Source organism: Jiella avicenniae (assembly GCF_021390325.1).
Classification (GTDB): domain Bacteria; phylum Pseudomonadota; class Alphaproteobacteria; order Rhizobiales; family Rhizobiaceae; genus Jiella; species Jiella avicenniae.
Genome location: NZ_JAJUWU010000008.1, coordinates 140,960 through 161,547 on the forward strand (window position 1 = coordinate 140,960; position 20,588 = coordinate 161,547).

At 67.5% G+C, this 20,588-nt stretch carries 19 protein-coding genes and 1 tRNA gene; 7 read left to right on the forward strand and 13 right to left on the reverse strand.

Annotated features, from left to right (window positions below; genetic code table 11):
- Position 1: 1 nt before the first annotated feature.
- From LZD57_RS09640 to LZD57_RS24095, 7 genes are all read right to left on the reverse strand, one after another.
- Complete coding sequence (locus LZD57_RS09640) at positions 2–811, reverse strand: MBL fold metallo-hydrolase (protein WP_233719403.1); 810 nt, start codon at positions 809–811, stop codon at positions 2–4.
- 38 nt (positions 812–849) lie between these two features.
- Complete coding sequence (locus LZD57_RS09645; protein WP_233719404.1) at positions 850–1,650, reverse strand: TatD family hydrolase; 801 nt, start codon at positions 1,648–1,650, stop codon at positions 850–852.
- Positions 1,647–3,308: a methionine--tRNA ligase gene (gene metG, locus LZD57_RS09650; RefSeq protein WP_255699877.1), complete on the reverse strand. Its 1,662-nt coding sequence runs from the start codon at positions 3,306–3,308 to the stop codon at positions 1,647–1,649. Before metG ends, LZD57_RS09645 begins: the two co-directional genes overlap by 4 nt.
- A gap of 17 nt (positions 3,309–3,325) precedes the next feature.
- On the reverse strand, positions 3,326–4,420 hold the full coding sequence (locus tag LZD57_RS09655; RefSeq protein WP_233719406.1) for a DNA polymerase III subunit delta': 1,095 nt from the start codon (positions 4,418–4,420) through the stop codon (positions 3,326–3,328).
- A gap of 10 nt (positions 4,421–4,430) precedes the next feature.
- Complete coding sequence (tmk, locus tag LZD57_RS09660; protein WP_233719407.1) at positions 4,431–5,111, reverse strand: dTMP kinase; 681 nt, start codon at positions 5,109–5,111, stop codon at positions 4,431–4,433.
- A 20-nt stretch (positions 5,112–5,131) separates the two neighbouring features.
- A complete protein-coding gene (locus tag LZD57_RS09665) occupies positions 5,132–6,370 on the reverse strand; it encodes a D-alanyl-D-alanine carboxypeptidase family protein (RefSeq protein WP_233719408.1) in 1,239 nt (412 codons plus the stop codon).
- 110 nt (positions 6,371–6,480) lie between these two features.
- Positions 6,481–7,623, reverse strand: a complete 1,143-nt coding sequence (locus tag LZD57_RS24095; protein WP_275949682.1) for a septal ring lytic transglycosylase RlpA family protein — start codon at positions 7,621–7,623, stop codon at positions 6,481–6,483.
- Between the two features lie 503 nt (positions 7,624–8,126).
- Here LZD57_RS24095 and LZD57_RS09675 point away from each other — a divergent pair.
- Positions 8,127–8,216, forward strand: a tRNA-Ser gene (locus LZD57_RS09675).
- A 206-nt stretch (positions 8,217–8,422) separates the two neighbouring features.
- On the opposite strand, the gene LZD57_RS09680 is transcribed toward LZD57_RS09675, so the two are convergent.
- Entirely contained in the window at positions 8,423–8,674 is a 252-nt protein-coding gene (locus LZD57_RS09680) for a DUF2061 domain-containing protein (RefSeq protein ID WP_233719409.1), read from the reverse strand.
- 499 nt (positions 8,675–9,173) lie between these two features.
- On the opposite strand from LZD57_RS09680, the gene LZD57_RS09685 reads away from it, so the two are divergent.
- Positions 9,174–10,019 (forward strand): transcriptional regulator, encoded by an 846-nt coding sequence (locus LZD57_RS09685; RefSeq protein WP_233719410.1) that lies wholly within the window; start codon positions 9,174–9,176, stop codon positions 10,017–10,019.
- 30 nt (positions 10,020–10,049) lie between these two features.
- Here the strand turns inward: LZD57_RS09685 and LZD57_RS09690 are convergent, their stop codons facing one another.
- The 4 genes from LZD57_RS09690 to LZD57_RS09705 all read right to left on the reverse strand — a co-directional run bounded on the left by LZD57_RS09690 (position 10,050) and on the right by LZD57_RS09705 (position 14,803).
- On the reverse strand, positions 10,050–10,508 hold the full coding sequence (locus LZD57_RS09690) for a GNAT family N-acetyltransferase (RefSeq protein WP_233719411.1): 459 nt from the start codon (positions 10,506–10,508) through the stop codon (positions 10,050–10,052).
- 73 nt (positions 10,509–10,581) lie between these two features.
- On the reverse strand, positions 10,582–12,060 hold the full coding sequence (locus LZD57_RS09695; protein ID WP_233719412.1) for a mannitol dehydrogenase family protein: 1,479 nt from the start codon (positions 12,058–12,060) through the stop codon (positions 10,582–10,584).
- Between the two features lie 43 nt (positions 12,061–12,103).
- Positions 12,104–13,513 (reverse strand): glucuronate isomerase, encoded by a 1,410-nt coding sequence (uxaC, locus tag LZD57_RS09700; protein ID WP_233719525.1) that lies wholly within the window; start codon positions 13,511–13,513, stop codon positions 12,104–12,106.
- A gap of 126 nt (positions 13,514–13,639) precedes the next feature.
- Positions 13,640–14,803, reverse strand: a complete 1,164-nt coding sequence (locus tag LZD57_RS09705; RefSeq protein ID WP_233719413.1) for a pyridoxal phosphate-dependent aminotransferase — start codon at positions 14,801–14,803, stop codon at positions 13,640–13,642.
- Between the two features lie 152 nt (positions 14,804–14,955).
- On the opposite strand from LZD57_RS09705, the gene LZD57_RS09710 reads away from it, so the two are divergent.
- The 5 genes from LZD57_RS09710 to aat all read left to right on the forward strand — a co-directional run bounded on the left by LZD57_RS09710 (position 14,956) and on the right by aat (position 20,291).
- The gene (locus LZD57_RS09710; protein ID WP_233719414.1) at positions 14,956–16,350 is read left to right on the forward strand and encodes a M48 family metalloprotease; all 1,395 of its coding nucleotides are present in this window, start codon (positions 14,956–14,958) and stop codon (positions 16,348–16,350) included.
- A gap of 104 nt (positions 16,351–16,454) precedes the next feature.
- Positions 16,455–17,234, forward strand: a complete 780-nt coding sequence (locus LZD57_RS09715) for a DsbA family protein (protein ID WP_233719415.1) — start codon at positions 16,455–16,457, stop codon at positions 17,232–17,234.
- Positions 17,235–17,573: 339 nt separating this feature from the next.
- Entirely contained in the window at positions 17,574–18,053 is a 480-nt protein-coding gene (accB, locus tag LZD57_RS09720; protein WP_233719416.1) for an acetyl-CoA carboxylase biotin carboxyl carrier protein, read from the forward strand.
- A gap of 11 nt (positions 18,054–18,064) precedes the next feature.
- A complete protein-coding gene (gene accC / locus LZD57_RS09725; RefSeq protein WP_233719417.1) occupies positions 18,065–19,414 on the forward strand; it encodes an acetyl-CoA carboxylase biotin carboxylase subunit in 1,350 nt (449 codons plus the stop codon).
- Positions 19,415–19,625: 211 nt separating this feature from the next.
- Complete coding sequence (aat, locus tag LZD57_RS09730) at positions 19,626–20,291, forward strand: leucyl/phenylalanyl-tRNA--protein transferase (RefSeq protein ID WP_233719418.1); 666 nt, start codon at positions 19,626–19,628, stop codon at positions 20,289–20,291.
- Here the strand turns inward: aat and LZD57_RS09735 are convergent.
- Complete coding sequence (locus LZD57_RS09735) at positions 20,231–20,578, reverse strand: DUF2155 domain-containing protein (protein WP_233719526.1); 348 nt, start codon at positions 20,576–20,578, stop codon at positions 20,231–20,233. The two genes, aat and LZD57_RS09735, sit on opposite strands and share 61 nt — an antisense overlap.
- Positions 20,579–20,588: the final 10 nt, after the last annotated feature.

The window sequence follows — 20,588 nt, forward strand, 5'->3', positions numbered from 1 at the left end:
CTCATGCGAGCGGCAGCTCGACGACCAGCCCGTCATGGCCCGGCCGCACATGCGCCGGCAGTTCGCGGCAGAGCGTCTCGTAATCGAGCGGCGTATGCATGTGGGTCAGCGTCGCCTGCGGCACGCCCAGCCGGTCGATCCAGGACAGCGCCTGTTCGACGCTGAGATGGCTCGGATGCCGCTTGTATTGCAGGCAGTCGATGACGATGTGCTCGGCGCCGTCGATGGCTGCGATCGCCGCGTCCGGAAAGTCCGAGACGTCCGTGCAGTAGGCCACCGGGCCGATGCGGAATCCCAGCGAATGGATGGAGCCGTGAACCTGCCGGAACGGCCGGATCTCCAGCGCGCCGCCGGGTCCCGCGATCCGGAACGTCTCGCCGTCGTACATCGGAACGCGGCGGACGATCGGCGGATAGTTGCTGCCCTTCGGCGTCTCGAAACAGTAGCGGAACGCCTCGTATACCCGCTCGTATGTCGCGTCGTCGGCATGGACGGCGATCTGGGTGCGCTGGGCCAGCATGAAGCCGCGCAGGTCGTCGATGCCATGGATGTGGTCGGCATGGGGATGCGTCAGGAGGACGGCATCGAGATGCTTCACCTTGGCGGCCAGCATCTGCTCGCGAAAATCCGGGCCGCAGTCGATCGCCACGGTCGTCACGCCTTCGGCCCCGATCCGCTCGACCAGCGCCGCCGCCCGCAGCCGCCGGTTCTTCGGGTTTGCCGGGTCGCAGGCGCCCCAGTCGCCATTGATGCGCGGCACGCCGGGCGAGGAGGAGCAGCCGAGAATGGTGAGGCGCAGCCGGTCTGTCATGTCTGGCGATTCTCGGAAAAGCTGGCGGCGAACGACGGTCAGCCGGCCGTCCGCGGATCCTCGATCCGCTCGAAGAGACGGAAGAAATTGTCGGAGGTCTGCCGCGCGATGGTGTCGAGGTCGACGCCCTTCACCCCGGCCAAAACCTCCGCGGTGAGCCGGGTATGGGCCGGTTCGTTGCGTTTGCCGCGATGAGGCGGCGGCGCGAGATAGGGCGCGTCGGTCTCGACCAAGAGACGCTCCATCGGCACGTCGGCGGCGATCGCCCGGATGTCCTCGGAGTTCTTGAAGGTCAGGATTCCGGAAAAGGACACGTAGCCGCCGAGGGCGAGACCGGCTTCGGCAAGCGCCCGACCGGAGGAAAAGCAATGCAGAATGAACGGGAAGGCGCCCTTCCCGCTTTCCTCCTCCAGAATGCGGATCACGTCCTCGTCGGCCTGGCGCGCGTGGATCACCAGTGGCAGCTGCGTCTCGCGCGCCGCCGCGATGTGGGTGCGAAAGACCTCGGCCTGCACGTCGCGCGGGCTCTTGTCGTAGTGATAGTCGAGCCCCGCTTCGCCGATCGCGACGATCTTGTCGCGGCCCGACAGTTCCACGAGCTGCGCCACCGAGACGTCCGGCTCCGCGGCCGCATTGTGCGGATGGGTGCCGACCGAGGCGTAGACCTCGTCGAACTCCCGGGTGATCGCCAGCAGCCGGTCGAGCTTCGACACGAAGGTGGAGATCGTCACGAAGCGCTGGACGCCGTTGTCCCTGGCTCTGGCGATGAGATCGGCCCGCTCGCCGTCGAAATCCGGAAAATCGAGGTGGCAGTGGCTGTCGACGAGGAAGAGGCTCATGCCGGCTCGCCTTTCGCGCCATCCTCCTCGGCGAGCTTGTCGACGAAACGCGGAAACACCGGCTGTGGAGCCGGCAACGGCGTCCCGGGCTTCAGCCTACGCTCCGGGGCGAGTTCGCTGAAGCTCCGCCGGTCCGCCGCGACGCCGAGGATGTCGAGGAGCTTGCCCGCGCTTCCCGGAACGAAGGGCTGCAGGAGGATCGCCGCCCGGCGCACGACTTCGGCCGTGACGTAGAGCACCGTCGCCATCCGGTCGGGATCGGTTTTTCTCAACGCCCAGGGCTCCTCGCCGGCGAAATAGCGGTTGGTCGCCGAGACGAGGGTCACGATGCCGGCGAGGACATGGTGGATTTCCTGCCGGTCGATGGCCTCGCGGGCACTGACGAGGAGCTGATGCGACTGCGCGAGGATCGCCTCGTCGGCTTCGCTGAACGCACCGGGCGTCGGCACCTCGCCATTGCAGTGCTTGCCAATCATCGACAGCGACCGCTGCGCGAGATTGCCGATGTCGTTGGCGAGTTCGGAGTTCGTCCGGTTGACGATGGCGTCGTGGGAATAGTTGCCGTCCTGGCCGAACGGCACTTCGCGCAACAGGAAATAGCGCAGCCGGTCGAGCCCGTAGGTTTCCACCAGCGCGAAGGGATCGATGACGTTGCCGACCGACTTCGACATCTTCTCCCCGCGATTGAACAGGAAGCCGTGGCCATAGACGCGCTTCGGCAGCGGCAGCCCGGCCGACATCAGGAAGGCCGGCCAGTAGACCGTGTGAAACCGCACGATGTCCTTGCCGATGACGTGGAGATCCGCCGGCCAGAAGTCCGAACGATCCCCCTCGCCCGGAAAGCCGGTCGCCGTCAGATAGTTGGTGAGCGCGTCGACCCACACATACATCACGTGCTTCTCGTCGCCGGGGACAGGAATGCCCCAGTCGAAGGTCGTGCGTGACACCGAAAGATCTCTCAGCCCGGAGCGGACGAAAGACATCACCTCGTTGCGCCGCTCGGCCGGGCCGATGAAATCCGGGTTCGTCTCGTAGAGTTCGAGCAACGGCTCCTGGAACTTCGACAGCTTGAAGAAGTAGCTCTCTTCCTCGACCCACTCGACCGGCGATCCCTGCGGGCCGTAGCGCTGGCCGTCTTCCTTCAGGGTGATCTCGTCCTCGCCGTAATAGGCTTCGTCGCGCACGGAATACCAGCCGGAATAGCTGTCCTTGTAGATGTCGCCGGCGTCCGCCATCCGCTTCCAGATCGCCTGGCTGGCGGCGTAGTGGCGTTCCTCGGAGGTCCGGATGAAATCGTCGTTGGAGCCACCCAGCGCCACCGTCATGTCGCGGAATTCGGCCGAATTCTTTTCGGCGAAGTCGCGCGGCTCGATGCCGGCCTTGCGGGCGGTTTGCAGCATCTTGATGCCGTGCTCGTCGGTGCCCGTCAGGAAGAAGACGTCGTAACCGTCCAGCCGCTTGAACCGCGCCAGCGCGTCGGTCGCGATGAACTCGTAGGCGTGGCCGATATGCGGGCGACCGTTCGGATAGGAGATCGCGGTGGTCAGATAATAGCGTTCGGCCATGGCGCTTTCGCTGAATTTGCTGTCGAAGAGATCGCGGCTCGCGTTTCGCCGCGCCGTGCGGATCGCTCTCCGCCTTCGAGGCAGATAGTGCATTCGGGCCGGCGGCTCAATCAATCCCCGAAGGCGTCGGCTGCCTCGCCCCCCTCACGCCCGCGAACCGCCGATTTGAGCGCGAAGAGCCGGCTGACGGTGGTCATCGCCATCTGCTTGCGGTCGAGGTTGAAGGCGGCCGCCTCGCCGAGCCGCCGCGATTCGTCCTGCCAGAGTTCGGCATGGGCCGCGGCGGCGGCGAGATCGCCCGCCCTGAGGAGCCGTTCGCTCTCTCTGGCGATGGAGGCGAGGAGCCCCGCGAGGAAGAGATCGTAGGAAGCCTCCCTGCCCTTCAGAGTCAGTTGGTCGATCAGCGCCATGATGGCGTTGACGTCGGCGTCGGGGGAGGCGAGCAGGCGCTCCAGCGTCTGGCCGATCTCGACGCCGCCGTGGGTCGCGAGCATCAAGGCGTGGCGCACGCTGCCTTCGGCAGCCGACACGATCGTGGCGGCCTCGTCGGCATCCGGGCCGTGGCCGAAGGCCGTCAACGCCCGCCGCATGTCGCCCGCGTCGAGCGGCTGAAACCGCGCCAGCCGGCAGCGCGAGCGGATCGTCGGAAGCAGCCTGCCGGGCGTGTGGTTGACGAGGAGGAACAGCGAGCGCGCCGGCGGCTCCTCGAGCAGCTTCAACAGCGCGTTGGCGGCGCTGCGGTTGAGGTCGTCGGCCGGGTCGACGATGGCGATGCGCCAGCCTTCGCGGGAGGCCGTGGCATGGAAGAAGCGGCCGAGCCGGCGTACCTCCTCGACGGTGATCTGCGTCCTGAAGCCGGTGCCGCGCTCAACCGCGGGCCGGGTGATGTGGATGAGCCCCGGCAGCGAACCGACGGCGATCTGGCGGAAGACGGGATCGTCGGTGCGAAAGGCGATGGTGGCGTCGCCATCCTCGCGCGTCGCCGCCCCCCCGAGCAGCCGGGACATCGCGAAGGCAGCCGTGGCCTTGCCGATGCCGGCCGGCCCCTGCAAGAGCCAGGCATGGTGCATCCGGCCCGACCGCGCCGCCTCGACCATCTCGGCGAAGACCTCGCGATGGCCGAAGAGTTCCGGCGTGACGAAGGGCTGCGGGACACCCTCGAGTGCGTCATGGGTCGCATATGCGTCGATCGCCGAAACACTCATACCGGCCGGTTCACCGGCTCTGGCCGATCTTCAGCGAGCGGTCGATCGCCTCGAAGCGCTTGGCCTCCAGCCGGTCGTCGACGATGGTCGCGATCTCGGCGGCCACGGCTTCGACCGGCCGATTGCCGTCGACGACGACGCAACGGTCGGGCTCCTCGGCGGCGATCTTCAGGAACGCCCGGCGCCGCTCCTCCTGGATGGTCGCGTCGTCCTTTTCGAAGCGATCGGCATTCGCCGTGCCGCGGCGCTTTCTGGCCCTGTCGCCGCCGATCTCGGCCGGAACGTCGAGGACGATCGTGAGGTCCGGATAGGTGCCGGCGAGTGCCGCCCGCTCCAGCCGTTCCATCAGCCGCGTGTCCCGGTCGCGCCCGGCGAACTGGTAGACGCGGGTGGAATCGTGGAACCGGTCGCACAAAACGACGTCGCCGCGATCGAGCGCCGGCCGGATCAGTTCGCCGACGTGATCGGCCCTCGCCGCGGCGAACAGCACCGCTTCCCAGTCGGGGCCGAGTTCTTCCGCCATGCCGGACAGGATGATGTGACGGACGGCTTCGGCGCCGGGCGAGCCGCCGGGCTCACGGGTGATCACCACCTCGTGGCCGAGGGCTCTCAGATGCGCCGCGAGGCGAGCGATCTGCGTGGACTTGCCGCTGCCCTCGCCGCCCTCGAATGTCACCAGATATCCGCCCACGCCCGTCCAATGCCCTTTCCTCAAAACCGCCGCAGCCACCCGAGGGCGAGCTCGCCGGCCGCCCCCATCGCCCGGTCCGAAAAGCTGCCGCTCTCGACGGCCCGCCCGGCGACCAGCGGCGTGCTCAACACTGCCTCGCCATCGACCAGGATGTCGAGACGGGCGACCTCGGCCCCCTTCTCGACAGGAGCGGCGAGCGGACCATCATACCGGATCCGCGCCGAGAGGCGTTCGCCCTCCTGCCGCGGCAAAAGCGCCGCGATGTCGCCGGGAGCGGCGAGCGGAACGGCCCCCGCCGTGCCTCCGAAGACATTCGCAGAACCCACCACCGCGCCCTTACGATAAAGCCGGCGGATTGCAAAGGACTGGTCGGCCCAATCGAGCAGGCGCCGCGCCTCTTCCGTGCGCTCCTTCGACGAGGAAAGGCCGCTCATGGCGAGATAGCTGACCCGGTCGTCGCGGTTCGTCACGCCGACGAGCGCGTAGCCGGAGGCCTCGGTATAGCCGGTCTCCATGCCGTCGGCGCCGACATCCATCGTCAGGAGCGGATTGCGGTTTCTCTGAAAGATCTTGTTCCAGGTGAAGTCCGGCTGGGCATAGATCCGGTAAAGTTCCGGATGGGCGGTGCGAATGTGCCTCGCCAGCGCGACGAGATCGCTCGCCGTGACGTGCTGGCCTTCGGCCGGAAGGCCGGTCGGATTGACGAAATGCGAGCCCGTCAGCCCGAGTTCGGCCGCCCGCCGGTTCATCAGCTCCGCAAATGCCTCCTCCGAGCCCGCCATCCCCTCGGCAAGAGCGATGCAGGCATCGTTGGCCGACTGGATGATGGCGCCGTGGACGAGGTTTTCGACCGACACGCTCGACTTCACGTCGGCGAACATGGTCGAGGTTCCGGAGGGCGCGCCGCCGGTGCGCCAGGCATGGACGCTGATCGGATATTCCGTGTCGAGGGAGAGTTCGCCGGAGGCGATCGCCTCGAACACCACCTCCATGGTCATCATCTTGGCGAGCGAGGCCGGCGGAAACGGCGCATCCGGCTGCTTGCGGAGAAGGATCGTGCCGGTCTCGCCGTCGACCAGCAGCGCCTCCTTCGCCTTCGTCTCGATCGCCGGCTTGGCGGCATCCTGTGCCAGCGCGGCAGAAGACGCGAGCGCCAGAAGGCCCGCCGCAGCCAGGGCCGCGGCGAATTCGTGGAAGCTGTGGCCCCGACGTCGCCGGACGGGCGCGCCGGGGCGGCGGAAGGCAGTTGCGTTCGTCATCGCCCCAGTTATCGCCGGGCGAGCGCGACGCGCAAGCGCCGGCCGGCGTCCTTCACGCGATCGAGAAGAATTGTCGCAACCGTGCCATCCTCGGCGCTCGGCGAACGACGTCAGTCGTGAACGACGAAGGCGTCCCTCGCCCCGACCTGCCAGAGCCGCTGCAACAGCGCGTCGGTGTCGACGCCCGCCGCGACCACGATCTTCGCCGTCCGGGTATCGGCATCGCCCTCGACGGCCAGCCTCCCCTCGCCCGTCGCGACGGCTCCGACCCGCGCCAGCAGCGCATCGTCGATCAGGCCGAGCGCGATCGTCTCGGCTTGCCGGCCTTCGTCCGCCATGGAGGTCGCCGGCTTCGGGAACGCGGCGAACTTCTGCAGCGCACCGGCGGCACCGTTGCGCCGGCGCTCTTCGGCAAAGGAATTGCGGAACAGCGAGGCGGCGAAGCTCTCGCCGGCCTTCGTCGGCCGGCCCTGCGGAACCGGCGCGCCCGGCACTTGTACGCCCGGCAGTTCCTCGCCATAGGCGTTCGCGACGGCCAGTCGTTCGGTCGCGCCGCGCGTCTGCGCCGCGGCCATCATCAGGCTGTCCGGCGTCCGGGGCGTGGACCTGCCGGCGTCGCCCGGCTGGAAGCTCGCCATCAGCATCTTGGTGTCGTCGCCGTCGACCGGCGCCCGGCCGACATATTCGACCTTCACGTCGGCGGTGCCCATCGACTTGAAGCCGAGGAGTTCGGCCGTCTCGGCCGACACGTCGATCTCGCGGCCGTGGGCGAAGGGCCCGCGGTCGTTGATCCGCACCATCACCTTGTTGCCGTTCTGAAGATTGGTGACCATCGCATAGGACGGCAGCGGAAAGGTCTTATGCGCCGCCGAAAGGTGGTGCATGTCGTAGATCTCGCCGTTGGCGGTGAGCCGGCCGTGGAAGTTCGGCCCGTACCAGGAGGCCTTGCCGGTCTTGACGTAGCCGGGCTGGTCCTTCGGATAATACCACTTGCCGCGGACCTTGTAGGGCTTGCCCACCTGGGCGCGGCCGCCGCCCTTGGGCACCCGCTTCATCGCGGTGACGCGCGGGCTCGCCGGCACGCCGTAGGTCTTGCTGGCGAACTTCACCGAGGTCGACAGTTCGGCCAGTTGTTCCAGCGGCGAACCGGCCTCCGACCCTGCGCCCTGACATCCCGACAGCGCCAGCGACCCCGCCAGGCCGATGATCGTCAGGCCGGCCGCTCGCCGGCCGACGCCCCCACTCTCCTGCATGACACCCCCGCCATTTTTCGTTCTTGGTTTTGCCGTTCCCGTGACCGAAAGGTGGCGTCCCCACGCCCGCTTGCGGCCCGATCACGGCTTTGAAACGAGGATGTAACAAAAGCCTTCGGTCAGGCAATCCTATGATCGTCAACGTTTCGAGCGCGTTGAGCGCGCCGCGAGGCTTGACTGTTGCGTCCCGGTGACGATGCGATTTCGGCCGCCATGATCCGCCACTTTCCCACGGAATTCGGCGCTGGGACGGCAAAAGCCTGATTTTCGGTGATGATTTTTTCGGTTGAACGGACGACGCGCGGTGCCGGAACCGCGAGATCCGCGGGAAAAGGTGGCGCAAATGCGGCAAAATCCGCATTTCTGCCACAATTCGGCGGTTGCCAAACCTTGTCCGGGGCGTGCATCACGATTTGTTACAAACGCCCTTCCCCGAAAACCGGCCGGTTCCGAGCCCGACCGTCTTGCCTATCCGCCACTGACGCGGTTACGACAGGCTCACCGGATGGGTGTCCGAGCGGTTTAAGGAACCGGTCTTGAAAACCGGCGTGCGGGAGACCGTACCGTGGGTTCGAATCCCACCCCATCCGCCACAAGGATCCTATGTCTCAGGTCGCTCACCTATCCTGCCCGGAGACATCGGAAGCATATCGTTCCTGAGACATGGGTGACGATCTCGTATCGGACGGGGTGGGGCTGATCTGAAGAGGTCTCCGTTCGGAGTCGCAGCGCAAAGGGCGGACGCCCGGATGCGCTCGTCGACTTGCCTGATGCCGAGCCTCTGGCCGCCGCGTTCCCCTCAGCTCTGTCCCGCATCCGCGGAAAGGCGCGGGCCGCCCGCGGCGGCTGCCTTTTCGAGACCCCAGCGCACCCCGGCCCAGACGCGCTCGTGCAGGATGTAGGCGACGAAACCGAAGGCGCAGGAGGTCAGCGCCAGTTCGCCGCCGGCAAAGAACGATCCGGTGAACACGTCTCCCAGGATCGCCATCGAGACCAGACCGACGAGCTGCCAGGAGACCGCCTTGGCGAGGCTTCGCTTCTTGGATTCCATGTCCTTCGTCCCTTCTCCGGGTTGATTGACGCAAGGACCTGAGACAATCGCGAGCGCACGGTGGAAACTTTGGCCATCCGAACACGGCAGAGCCCAAAATAGACTTAATGGCGGAAGACGTTTTCGAAGATCTCCCCTCGCCTTGTTCCGAAGGGCGGGCCGCGGCGAGGAACTCACTGGCGCGAAGACCTGCGCTGTCATGTCCCTTGCCGTCCCCTCCATGCGAGACGCTCGACCGCATCTGCGGCATGGACGCCTCGCCCGTCCGAAGGGCCTCGTCCGGCCCCTCCTCCCCTTGGCGTCGGCACCGAATGGCCGGCGGCAACGCGGGGACCGCTCCAGGGCCGACGACCGTCGCGCCCGCCATGCTGCCTGGTCGCCGCTGCGGCCGAAGGACGCCATCCCGCGGTTGCGCTGGCTCGGCATATCGCCGGGCTTGCTGAGTGACGTCACGATCGGCGATATTCGACGAATCGGTTGACCATTATCACGTCATGCCATGGACAAGCGCGAACGCTCCCGCCTCTTTCGAGACCGTCTCGCCGGCGCGATGCAGGCGGCCGGCGTTACCAAGAGCGCGCTCGCCCGCCAGACCGGCGCCGACCGCTCGACGGTGTCGCTGGCGCTGTCGGCCGAGGACGGGCGTCTTCCCAACGCGCAATTCGCCGCCGAATGCGCCAGTGCCCTCGCCGTCTCCAGCGACTGGCTGCTCGGCCTGACGGACCGGCGCGAACGCGGCGCCGACGTTCTGCAGGCCGCGATCCGCATGGAGGAGGCCGCGCGGGCCCCCTCCGACGAGCGGATCTTCCGCTGGCACGAGGAGGCTCGCGGCTACAAGATCCGCCACGTGCCGGCGACCCTGCCCGACATGCTGAAGTCCGAGGCGGTGCTGCGGTTCGAATACGGCGATTTCGCCGGCCGCACCTCCGACCAGGCGATCGCCGACATGCGCGACCGCCTGGCCTATCTGCGGGCGCCCGACACCGACTACGAGATCGCCATGCCGCTCGACACGCTGGAGGGCTTCGCCGCCGGCGAGGGTTACTGGCGCGGCCTCGCCGCGGCGGAACGGCGGGCCCAGCTCGAGCGCCTCGCCGCCCTCACCGACGAGCTCTATCCCTCGCTTCGCCTGTATCTCTTCGACCGCAAGAAGGTGTTCTCCGCCCCGGTGACGATCTTCGGTCCCTTGCAGGCGAGCGTCTATGTGGGGCGCTTCTATCTGGTGTTTTCCGAGCGTCGGCAGGTGCTGGAGCTGACCCGGCATTTCGACGGGCTGGTGCGCGAGGCCGATTTCGAGGCCAAGCAGACGCCGCGCTTCATCGAGGCGATGACCGTGCCGGGCTGATCGGCATCCCGGACACCCGCCGCCGGAGCGTCAGAGCGTCAGCTTGAAGCCGAGATGGCTCTGGATGAAGCCGAGCCTTTCGTAGAAGCGGTGGGTGTCGAGCCGGGTGGCGTCCGAGGTGAGCTGTACCATTTGGCAGCCGCGCGCGCGGCAGGCGTCGACGGCCCAGGCGATCATCTCGGCGCCGAGCCCCTTTCCCCTGAGATGCGAGGCGATGCGTACGGCCTCGATCTGGCCGCGCCAGGCGCCCTTGTGACTGAGACCCGGCAGGAACGACAGTTGCAGCGTCCCAACGGTCTCATCACCGAGAAGGGCGACGGCCAGGAACTGGCCCTCGTCGGAGGCGATCGCCGCGAAGGCTTCGCGATAGGCCGGATCGAGCGGCAGTCTCGGATCCTCCCGTTCGCGGCCGCGATAGTCGTCGGCGAGGAGCCCCACGATCGCCGGCAGGTCGGCCTCGGTTGCCCTGCGAATGTCGAGACTGCTCACGGGTGGATTTCCTGGAAACGAAGGTGGCGAGGCCATAGCGGATTTCATCGCCGCCGGCGAGCCTCGGCGCCATTCAGTGGGCATGGGTGAGGACGGTCGCCGCGGCGCCGTTTTCGAACAGTCCGGCGAGCGCCCGGGTCACGGGCCGGACGAAGGCGGGATCTTCCCGCAGATCGCGGCCGAACACGTCTTCGACACCGAGATAGGCGGTCGCGAGCCGCTCCGGGTCGCCGCCGGCCTCATCGCCGAGCGCCTTCAGCCGGGCCGCCAGCGGGTCCCGGACGTCGATCGCCGCGCCGCTCTCGTCGGTGCCGGTGACGTAGCGCATCCATCCGGCGACCCCGAGCGCCAGCCGGTCGATCGGCTGGCCCGCCGCCAGACGATCGCGCACGGTTCCGAGAAAGCGCTGCGGCAGCTTCTGCGAGCCGTCCATGGCGATCTGCCAGGTCCTGTGCTTCAGCGCCGGATTGTGGAACCTTGCGATCAGCGCGTCGCGATAGGCGGCAAGGTCGGTGCCGGGCATTTCGAGAGTCGGCATCACCTCCTCGGTCATCAGCTGGCGCACCAGCCGCTCGAAGGCCGGGTCCGCCATGGTTTCGGATACCGTCGGGTAGCCGGCGAGATAGCCGAGATAGGCAAGCGTCGAATGGGAGCCGTTCAGCATTCTGAGCTTCATCCGCTCATAGGGCTCGACGTCCGACACCATCTCGGCGCCGGCCGCCGAAAAATCCGGTCGCCCGGTCGGAAACCGGTCCTCGACGACCCATTGGATGAACGGCTCGGTGACCACGGGCCAGGCATCGGAAAGGCCGAGGGCGGCGTCGATCTCGGCGATGTCCGCTTCTGTGGTGGCCGGCACGATCCGGTCGACCATCGTGCCGGCGACGGCGACGTCGTTTTCGACGAAGCGGGCGAGATCCGGATCGATCAGCGCCGCATATTGCGCCATGATCCGGTGGACCGTCGGGCCGTTGGCGGGAAGGTTGTCGCAGGGCATCACGGTGAACGGCACGACGTTCGCCGCCTTGCGCCGGCGCAATGCCTCGACCAGCAGCCCCGGCGCCGAGGTCGGCGCATGGGGGTTTTCGAGGTCGGAGACGACGTCGGGGTGGCGCGGATTGAGGTCGCCGGTCGCCGGATCGTGGCAATAGCCCTTTTCGGTCACCGTCAGCGAGACGATCCTGACCTTCGGATCGACCATCGCGGCGAGCAGCGCCTCCGGGTCTTCCGGAGCGACGAGAATGGACTTGATCGAGCCGACGACCCGCAGCCGCGTCCCCTCGCCCGAGCGTTCCGCTACGGTGTAGAGATTGTCCTGAGCCGCCAGCGCGTCGCGCATGTCCGGGCGGCGCAGCGAGGCGCCGACGATCGCCCATTGCGGATCGGCCGCGAGGATGTCGTCGAGCACGACCGCCTGATGCGCCCGGTGAAACGCGCCGACGCCGAGATGAACGATGCCCGCCGTGGTGCCGGCCGGATCGTAGGCCGGTCGCTGCACGGCCGCCGGCAGGGTCTTGAGAGCCTCGAGGGACAGGCGTCTTTGGGAAGTCATGCCGGAGCGCTCCTCGATCGTTGCGGGATGGACGACCCGCCGGTCAGAGCCGGTAGGCGTCTTTGGCGAGGCGGTAGGTCAGGTCGTGGGCGACCTCGAAGGCTTCGTCTTCGTCGAGCCGGCCGCTGGTGACGAGGCCGGCGAGATAGGCGCAGTCCACCCGCCGCGCGACGTCGTGGCGGGCCGGGATCGAGCAGAAGGCGCGGGTGTCGTCGTTGAAGCCGGCGGTGTTGTAGAACCCCGCCGTCTCGGTGACCGCCTGGCGGAACCGCATCATCCCCTCGGGCGCATCGAAGAACCACCAGGGCGGCCCGAGCCGCAGGCACGGATAGACGCCGGCGAGCGGCGCGAGTTCGCGGGAATAGACCGTCTCGTCGAGGGTGAAGACGATGAGCGTGAAGTCCTTGTCCAGCCCGCAGACGTCGAGCAGCGGCTTCAGCCCGGCGACGTAGTTCGTCGGCTGCGGAATGTCGAAGCCCCGGTCGCGGCCGAAGCTCCGGAAGATCCGGTCGGAATGGCTGCGCCAGGAGCCGACGTGGATCTGCATCACCATGCCGTCCTCGACCGAAAGCTTCGCCATCTCGGTGAGCATCTGGGCGCGGAAGAGTTCGCGCTCTTCCGCCGTGCCGCTTCCGTCCTTGACCCGCTCGTAGAGCGCAGCGGCCGCATCGCCGGAAAGGTTTGCCGTGCGCGCGGTCGGATGGCCGTGATCGGTGGCCGTCGCCCCGTGATCGCGGAAGAAGGCGCGGCGCCGGCGATGGGCGTCCAGGTAACCGGCGAAGCTGCCTGTATCGCACTCGGTGACGGCGCCGAAGGTCTTCAGGTTTTCGGCAAAGCCGGCGACGTCGGGATCGGTCACCGCGTCGGGTCGATAGGTGGTGATCACCTTGCCCTGCCAGCCGCTCTCGCGGATCGCCCGGTGATGGGCGAGATCGTCGAGGGCGCTCTCGGTGGTCGCGAGAACTTCGACGTCGAACCGCTCGTAGAGCGCCCGCGGGCGAAAATCGTCCCGGGTGAGCCTCTCGGCAATGTGGTCATAATAGTGGTCCGCGGTCTTCGCCGAAAGCCGCACGTCGAGGCCGAAGAGGTTCTGGAACGTGTCGTCCAGCCAGAGCCGTGTCGGCGTTCCCCGAAAGAGGTGATAATGCTCGGCAAAGCGCCGCCAGATCGTCCGCCCGTCGGTCTCGACCGGCGTTTCGTCGGCCGAGGGAACGCCGAGTTCGGCCAGGCCGACGCCCTGGGAGACCAGCATGCGGAAGATGTAGTGGTCCGGCACGACGATGAGCTGCGCCGGGTCCGCAAACGGCAGGTTTTCGGCAAACCAGCGCGGCTCCGTATGGCCGTGCGGCGAGACGATGGGCAGCGCCTTGACGGCGTCGTAAAGGGCGCGGGCGATCCTGCGCCCGGCCGCGTCGGCGGGAAACAGCCTGTCGTCGTCCAGAAGTGCCACGATCGTCCTCCCGTCATGCGGCGTCGTTGGCGAAGGGCTGGTATGGTAGTGCCCGGACCCTGTCAAGCAACGGGTCTGCGGTCGCCCTCGGACGGCGGCACTTTCCCGGGGCGGCTCCGGCTCGATCCCTCATCGCGAAGGAAGCGCCACCTTCAACCGCCCGACCGCCTCCTCCAGCGCGGCATGGCCGCAGGCGTATGAGATCCGCACGAAGCGTTCGCCGCGGGTGAGGTCGAAGTCGATGCCGGGCGTCATCGCGACGTGGGAATCGGCCAGAAGCCTGCGGCAGAAGTCCGAGGCGTTCGCCTCGCCTTCGGGGATGCCGGCATAGGCGTAGAACGCCCCGTCGATCGGCGCGATGTCGCGAAAACCCAGCGCCGGCAGTTCGCGCATCAGCAGGTCGCGGTTTTGGACATAGACCTCGCGGACCCGGTCGAGTTCTTCGGTCGCATCGAACACCGCCGTCGCCGCCACCTGGGAGAGTTCCGGCGCCGAAATGTAGAGGCTCTGGGCGATCCGCTCGGCGACGCGCACCATCTCCGGCGGCAGGACGATCCAGCCGATCCGCCAGCCGGTCATGCAGTAGTATTTCGAGAACGAGTTCACCACGAACGGTGTCTGCGAGAAGGCGAGCGCCGTCGCCTCGCCGCCCGAATAGGCGAGCCGGTGGTAGATCTCGTCGGAGATGAAGCGGATGCCGGCCTCGTCGGCGAAGTCGATCAGGCGCTTCAGTTCCTGCGGCGGCGTCACCGTGCCGGTCGGGTTCGCCGGGCTGGCGACGAGGACGCCGTCGATCGGCGCCTCGCGATGGGCTTCGGCGAGGTGATCGGCCGTCAAGAGGTAGCCGGTCGACACGTCGACGGGAATCTCGACCGGTTCGAGGCCGAGAACGCGCAGAATGTTGCGATAGGCGGGATAGCCGGGCGAAGCCAGCGCGATCCGGGCGCCGGGATCGAAGGCGGCGAGGAAGGCGAGATTGAAGCCCGCGGACGAGCCCGTGGTGACGACCACCCGCGACGGCTCCACCGCGACGTCGTGGGCCTCGCGGTAATGGCGGGCGATCCGCTCGCGCAGGGCCGGCAGGCCCGGCGCATCGGTATAGGCGATCCGTCCGCGCGCCAGATGGTCCCTGGCCGCTTCGATCGCCGCCTTCGGCGTCGGCGCCTCGGGCTGGCCGACGGCGAGCGAGATCACCGGCTCGCCGCGGGCCAGAAGGACGTTCGCCTCGGCAAGCACGTCCATCGCGCGGAACGGCAGGACGTCGGAACGGCGGGAGGCTTTTCGGTCATGCATGGTGGGATCAACTTTTGGTATCGTTCGACGGTATTGTGTCGGCAAGTCCACTGTGCCGCGCCGATGGGGCGAAGCTGACGAAAGATTGAAGTCGCGCGCTTGATACGCGATGCCGATCGGGTCCACTAGCGGAAGTGGACAAAGGACGGAACATGCGACGTTTTCTCAGCTCCATCACCCGGTGCGTCGGCGCCTTCGCCCTGACGACGAGCCTCGTCCTGACGGGCGCCGGCGCTCCCTTCCCCTCCGTCGCCGAGGCACGCGAGCGAAGCAATCTGCCGGTGGTGCGCGACGCCGAGATCGAGACTCTGATCGCCGATTATGCCCGCCCCCTGCTCAAGGCCGCCGGCCTGTCGCGCTCCGGCATCGAGACGGTGCTGGTCAATTCGAACGACTTCAACGCCTTCGTCCTCGGGCGCCGCATTTTCGTCAACACCGGCGCCGTCGCCTTCACCGAGACGCCGAACCAGCTGATCGGCATCATCGCCCACGAGATCGGCCATCTGAAGGGCGGCCATCAGCAGCGCCTGCGCGATCGGCTGGAAGGCGCCAAGGTGATGGCGATCGCCGCGACGCTGCTCGGCGCGGGAGTGGCCATCGGCGGATCGGTGGCCGGGGCCAGCGGCGCGGCCGGCGCCGGCGCCGGCATCATCTCCGGCGGCGGGGCCGCGGCCCAGCGCTCCATCCTCAACTACATGCAAGGGGAGGAATCCATCGCCGACCGCTCGGCGATCTCGTTTCTCGCCAAGACCGGCCAGTCGGGCCGCGGCCTCGTCGAGACCTTTCAGACGCTGGAGCGCGGCAGCATCTTCAGCGGTTCGCGGGGGCGGAACTACCTGTCCTCGCACCCTGCCCCGCGCGACCGCGTTACCGCCGTCGAGGAAGCGGCGAGACGCCTCACCCCTTACGACCGGACCGATCCGCCCGCCCTCGCCGAGCGCCACGCTCTCGCCCGGGCGAAGATCGCGGCCTATGCCGGCGGGATGAGCGACGTGCGCCGCCTCTTCGTCAAGGATCCGCGCGGGATCGGGGCGCTCTACGGCGACGCCATCGCGACGTTCCTCGCCGGCGAGACGGCGAGCGCCCTTCGCAAGATGGACGGGCTGATCGCGGCGCGGCCGAACAATCCGTGGTTCCACGAGATGCGCGGCGAAATCCTCCTGGAGGCCGGCCGCGGCAAGGAAGCCGCCGCGTCGTTCGCCAAGGCGGCGAAGCTCGACCGCTCCAATTCAGGCCTCCTCAAGGCCGAGATCGGCCAGGCGCTCGTCGTCGCGGGCAACGGGGCGGACATGAAGCAGGCCATCGAGCTGATCCAGGCCGGGCTGCAGAGCGATCCGATCAACACCGCCGCCTACCGCTATCTGGCGATGGCCTATGCCCGCCTCGGCGACGTCGGGCGGGCCGAACTCGCGACGGCGGAGGGACATTGGAACGCGGGCTCGCTCACCGACGCGAAGGTCTTCGCCGCACGGGCGCAAGGCAAGCTCCAGCCCGGCTCTCCCGCCTGGCGCCGCGCCCAGGACATCCTGAAGGTCAAGTCGCGATGAGATCGCGAGCGCCTCGCTCCGAACCCGCCAAAACGCCACAATTCCGGAAATTGGTGTCCGCCACTTCCACTTGCCGAACGAACAGACGCGAAGGAATCGCCCCGATGGTCTTCAAACGCTCCGCCGCGGTGGCATTCGCCACGATCCTGACAGCCGGCGCCTTCGGCGCTCAGGCCCGTGCCGAGGAGCCGGCGAAGTCCTTCGACGCCAAACAGATGGGCGAGATCGAGGCGATCGTCCGCAACTATCTCGTCACCCATCCGGAAGTGCTGGTCGAAGCGATCAACGCGCTCGAGGCCAAGCGCACGGCCGAGGCGGCGGCCTCGCAGAAGGACGCGATCGCAGAGAATGCCGCGACGATCTTCTCGAGCCCCGACGGCACCGCGCTCGGCAATCCACAGGGCGACGTCACGGTGGTCGAGTTCTTCGACTACAATTGCGGCTACTGCAAGCACGCTCTCTCCGACATGGACGCCCTCCTGAAAGCCGATCCGAACGTTCGTTTCATCCTCAAGGAGATCCCCGTACTCGGGCCGCAGTCGATCGAGGCCTCGCGGGTCAGCCTGGCCTTCCGCAGCCTGAAGCCGGAGGCCTATGGCGACTTCCACCGCAAGCTGCTGGCTTCGCGCGGGACCGCCGACGAAGCGCGGGCGATCGCGGTCGCGGCGGAGTTCGGCGTCGATGCCGAGGCGCTGAAGACGGCGATGGCATCGCCCGAGATCGCCGCCGACATCGCCAAGGACAAGGAGGTGGCGGAAGCCCTCGGCGTCAACGGCACGCCGAGCTACGTCATCGAGGATGCGGTCCTGCCCGGTGCGGTCGGGATCGACAACCTCCAGGCGGCGATCACCAACGTCAGATCCTGCGGCAGCACGGCCTGCTGAAATGCGGCGGGCGAGCCGGGCCGCTCGCAATTAGCGCTTTGCGAAAGAGGCGCTTGGCCTTATACGGCGTCCTGAACATCGACGGCCAACGTCGAAACGTCCCGTCCGTGAGCGTAGAGCCAGGATGCCGATCGCCGCCGTCGAGATACCGTCCGGACATATCCGTTCCTTGCGGCACGGTCGTCCGGGAACTCGGGCGGGCCTGCCTGCGCATTGCTTTCGGGCCGCCCGGACGTCGAGCATCGTCGGGGAAGCGAAGGCGTCCGGCGCCGGGGCCAGACGGCGACAGGTTTCGCCCGGTCCACGCTTTCCCTCAGTCCTAATCGGCCAAGGAAGAATATGCCCAAAGAAGACATGACGGTCGACCCGCGATTCGTTCGTGAAATCGCGTCGATCCTGAAAGAGACGGACCTCACCGAGATCGAGGTCGAGAACGGCGCGATGAAGGTCCGCGTGACCCGCAAGATCGAGCAGATGCAGATGCAGATGCAGCCTGCCTATTATCCGCCGCAGCATCATGCGCCGGCGCCGCAGCCCGCCGCCGCATCGGCCCCGGCACCGAGTGCTCCGGCGAGCGGCCCCGAGGCCGGCAGCGTCCCCTCGCCGATGGTGGGCACCGTCTATCTCGCCGCTGCGCCCGGCGCCAAGCATTTCGTCGAGGTCGGCCAGAGGGTCGCCGAAGGCGAGACGCTGCTGATCATCGAGGCGATGAAGACGATGAACCAGATTCCGGCCCCGCGCGCCGGCACGGTGACGAAGATCCTGGTCGAGAACGGCCAACCGGTCGAGTACGGCGAAGCCCTCGTCGTCATCGCGTAAGGGGGAACTTCATGGTCAAGAAGGTCCTCATCGCCAATCGCGGCGAGATCGCCCTGCGGGTTCTCAGGGCCTGCAAGGAACTCGGCATTTCGACGGTCGCCGTCCACTCCACCGCCGACAACGCGGCGATGCACGTGCGGCTCGCCGACGAAAGCGTCTGCATCGGCCCGCCGCCCTCGCGCGACAGCTATCTCAACATTCCCTCGATCGTCGCCGCCTGCGAGATCTCCGGCGCCGACGCCGTTCATCCGGGCTACGGCTTTTTGTCCGAAAACGCCCGCTTCGCCGACATCCTCGACGCCCACGGGATCACCTTCATCGGGCCTACCGCCGATCACATCCGCATCATGGGCGACAAGATCGAGGCCAAGCGCACGGCGAAGCAGCTCGGCATTCCCGTCGTTCCCGGCTCGGCCGGCGCCGTGACCGAAGACGGCGAGGCCCTGAAGATCGCCGACGAGATCGGCTATCCGGTCATCGTCAAGGCATCGGCCGGCGGCGGCGGGCGCGGCATGAAGGTCGCCAGGACCCGCGACGACATGGTGCTGGCGCTGCAGACCGCCCGGCAGGAAGCCGGTGCCGCCTTCGGCGACGACGCCGTCTACATCGAGAAATATCTGGAAAAGCCGCGCCACATCGAAGTCCAGGTCTTTGGCGACGGCGCCGGAAACGCCATCCATCTCGGCGAACGCGACTGCTCGCTGCAGCGGCGCCATCAGAAGGTCTGGGAGGAGGCGAATTCGCCTGCCCTCACCGCGGAGCAGCGCGAGCGGATCGGCACGATCTGCGCCAATGCCATGCGCGATCTGAAATATCGCGGCGCCGGCACGATCGAGTTCCTCTACGAGAACGGCGAGTTCTATTTCATCGAGATGAACACCCGCCTGCAGGTGGAGCATCCGGTGACCGAGGCGATCACCGGCATGGATCTCGTGCACGAGCAGATCCGCGTCGCCAGCGGCCAGGGACTGTCGGCGACCCAGGAGGAGATCGTCTTTTCCGGCCACGCCATCGAATGCCGGATCAATGCCGAGGACGCGCGGACCTTCGCGCCCTCGCCCGGCAAGATCGACTATTACCACGCGCCCGGCGGCCTCGGCGTGCGGGTCGATTCGGCGGTCTATCAGGGCTATTCGATCCCGCCCTTCTACGACAGCCTGATCGGCAAGCTGATCGTCCACGGCCGCAACCGCACCGAATGCATGATGCGCCTCAGGCGGGCGCTCGACGAGATCGTCGTCGACGGCGTGAAGACGACGCTTCCCTTGTTTCGCGATCTCGTCGACAATGCCGACGTCGGCAAGGGCGCCTACGACATCCACTGGCTGGAGAAATATCTGGCCGGCGACGCCAGGGCCTGACGCCCGGTCTGCAACCGCCCGACGGCAAGGCGGTTGCCGTCTCTCGGCGATGGGGCGTCTCGCGGCGCGGACGGCCGAGCGTGGACGTGTTGTCCCATGCGCGTCCGCTCGATCGGGACGTTTCGTCGTCGGCGGATGGCGCCGTGTCGGCGTTCGTGACGGCGGCGCAGGTCTTTCCTTCAACGGGCTGAGGCAACGGGCTGAGGCGGGCATGGCGGGACGCGGCAAGACACCGGCGATCACTCCGGAACTCCTCCTCAAGGCCTATGCGTCCGGCATCTTTCCGATGGCCGAGGCGAGCGACGATCCGCAGATCTTCTGGGTCGACCCGACCGAGCGGGGCATCCTGCCTCTGGACGGGCTGCACCTGCCCCGCAGCCTGAAGAAGGTGATCCGCAAGGCGCCTTTCACGGTCCGCGTCGACACGGCCTTTGCGGCGGTGGTCGACGGCTGCGCCGAGCCGGCGCCCGGTCGCGAGAAGACCTGGATCAACCGGCAGATCCGCGATCTCTACCTGGCACTATACAAAGAGGGATTCGCCCATTCGGTCGAATGCTGGGAGGGCGAGGCGCTGGTCGGCGGGCTCTATGGCGTCTCGATCAACGGCGCCTTTTTCGGCGAGAGCATGTTTTCCCGAAAGACCGACGCCTCGAAGATCGCCCTCGCCTTTCTCAGCGAAAGGCTGATCCGCGGCGGCTACCTGCTGCTCGACACCCAGTTCATCACCTCGCATCTGGCGCGGTTCGGCGCCGTCGAGATCGAGCGGGACGAGTATCACGCGCTGCTCGGGCAGGCGCTGTCGGTGGCGGCGACCTTCTATCCGGCCGGGGCGGGCACGGCCGAGTCGGTTTTGCAACTCTTCAGCCAGACGTCGTAGACCGGGTGCTCGACGGCGTTGAGGCCAGGGGAATCGGCAAACATCCAGCCGGAGAAGATCCGCTGGATCTTCCGGTCAAGGGTGATCTCGTCGACCTGCACGAAAGCGTCGGTGCGCTCCGCCTCGCCCTCGGCACTGGTCAGGCACACCCGCGGCGTCACCTGCAGCGCGCCGAACTGCACCGTCTCGTCGATATAGACGTCGAAGCTGGTGATCCGTCCGGTGATCTTGTCGATGCCGGAAAAGACCGCGACCGGATTTTTGGCCCGCGGCTTCGGCGTCGCCATCTGGGGATCG

Bases quoted from the DNA above. Each gene is read 5' to 3' on its own strand.
- LZD57_RS09705 (WP_233719413.1), bottom strand. From the start codon at position 14,803: ATGCATGACCGAAAAGCCTCCCGCCGTTCCGACGTCCTGCCGTTCCGC.
- accC (WP_233719417.1), top strand. From the start codon at position 18,065: ATGGTCAAGAAGGTCCTCATCGCCAATCGCGGCGAGATCGCCCTGCGG.
- LZD57_RS09640 (WP_233719403.1), bottom strand. From the start codon at position 811: ATGACAGACCGGCTGCGCCTCACCATTCTCGGCTGCTCCTCCTCGCCC.
- LZD57_RS09715 (WP_233719415.1), top strand. From the start codon at position 16,455: ATGGTCTTCAAACGCTCCGCCGCGGTGGCATTCGCCACGATCCTGACA.
- LZD57_RS09710 (WP_233719414.1), top strand. From the start codon at position 14,956: ATGCGACGTTTTCTCAGCTCCATCACCCGGTGCGTCGGCGCCTTCGCC.
- metG (WP_255699877.1), bottom strand. From the start codon at position 3,308: ATGCACTATCTGCCTCGAAGGCGGAGAGCGATCCGCACGGCGCGGCGA.
- accB (WP_233719416.1), top strand. From the start codon at position 17,574: ATGCCCAAAGAAGACATGACGGTCGACCCGCGATTCGTTCGTGAAATC.
- aat (WP_233719418.1), top strand. From the start codon at position 19,626: ATGGCGGGACGCGGCAAGACACCGGCGATCACTCCGGAACTCCTCCTC.
- LZD57_RS24095 (WP_275949682.1), bottom strand. From the start codon at position 7,623: ATGCAGGAGAGTGGGGGCGTCGGCCGGCGAGCGGCCGGCCTGACGATC.
- LZD57_RS09685 (WP_233719410.1), top strand. From the start codon at position 9,174: ATGGACAAGCGCGAACGCTCCCGCCTCTTTCGAGACCGTCTCGCCGGC.
- LZD57_RS09680 (WP_233719409.1), bottom strand. From the start codon at position 8,674: ATGGAATCCAAGAAGCGAAGCCTCGCCAAGGCGGTCTCCTGGCAGCTC.
- LZD57_RS09655 (WP_233719406.1), bottom strand. From the start codon at position 4,420: ATGAGTGTTTCGGCGATCGACGCATATGCGACCCATGACGCACTCGAG.
- LZD57_RS09695 (WP_233719412.1), bottom strand. From the start codon at position 12,060: ATGACTTCCCAAAGACGCCTGTCCCTCGAGGCTCTCAAGACCCTGCCG.
- LZD57_RS09735 (WP_233719526.1), bottom strand. From the start codon at position 20,578: ATGGCGACGCCGAAGCCGCGGGCCAAAAATCCGGTCGCGGTCTTTTCC.
- LZD57_RS09645 (WP_233719404.1), bottom strand. From the start codon at position 1,650: ATGAGCCTCTTCCTCGTCGACAGCCACTGCCACCTCGATTTTCCGGAT.
- LZD57_RS09665 (WP_233719408.1), bottom strand. From the start codon at position 6,370: ATGACGAACGCAACTGCCTTCCGCCGCCCCGGCGCGCCCGTCCGGCGA.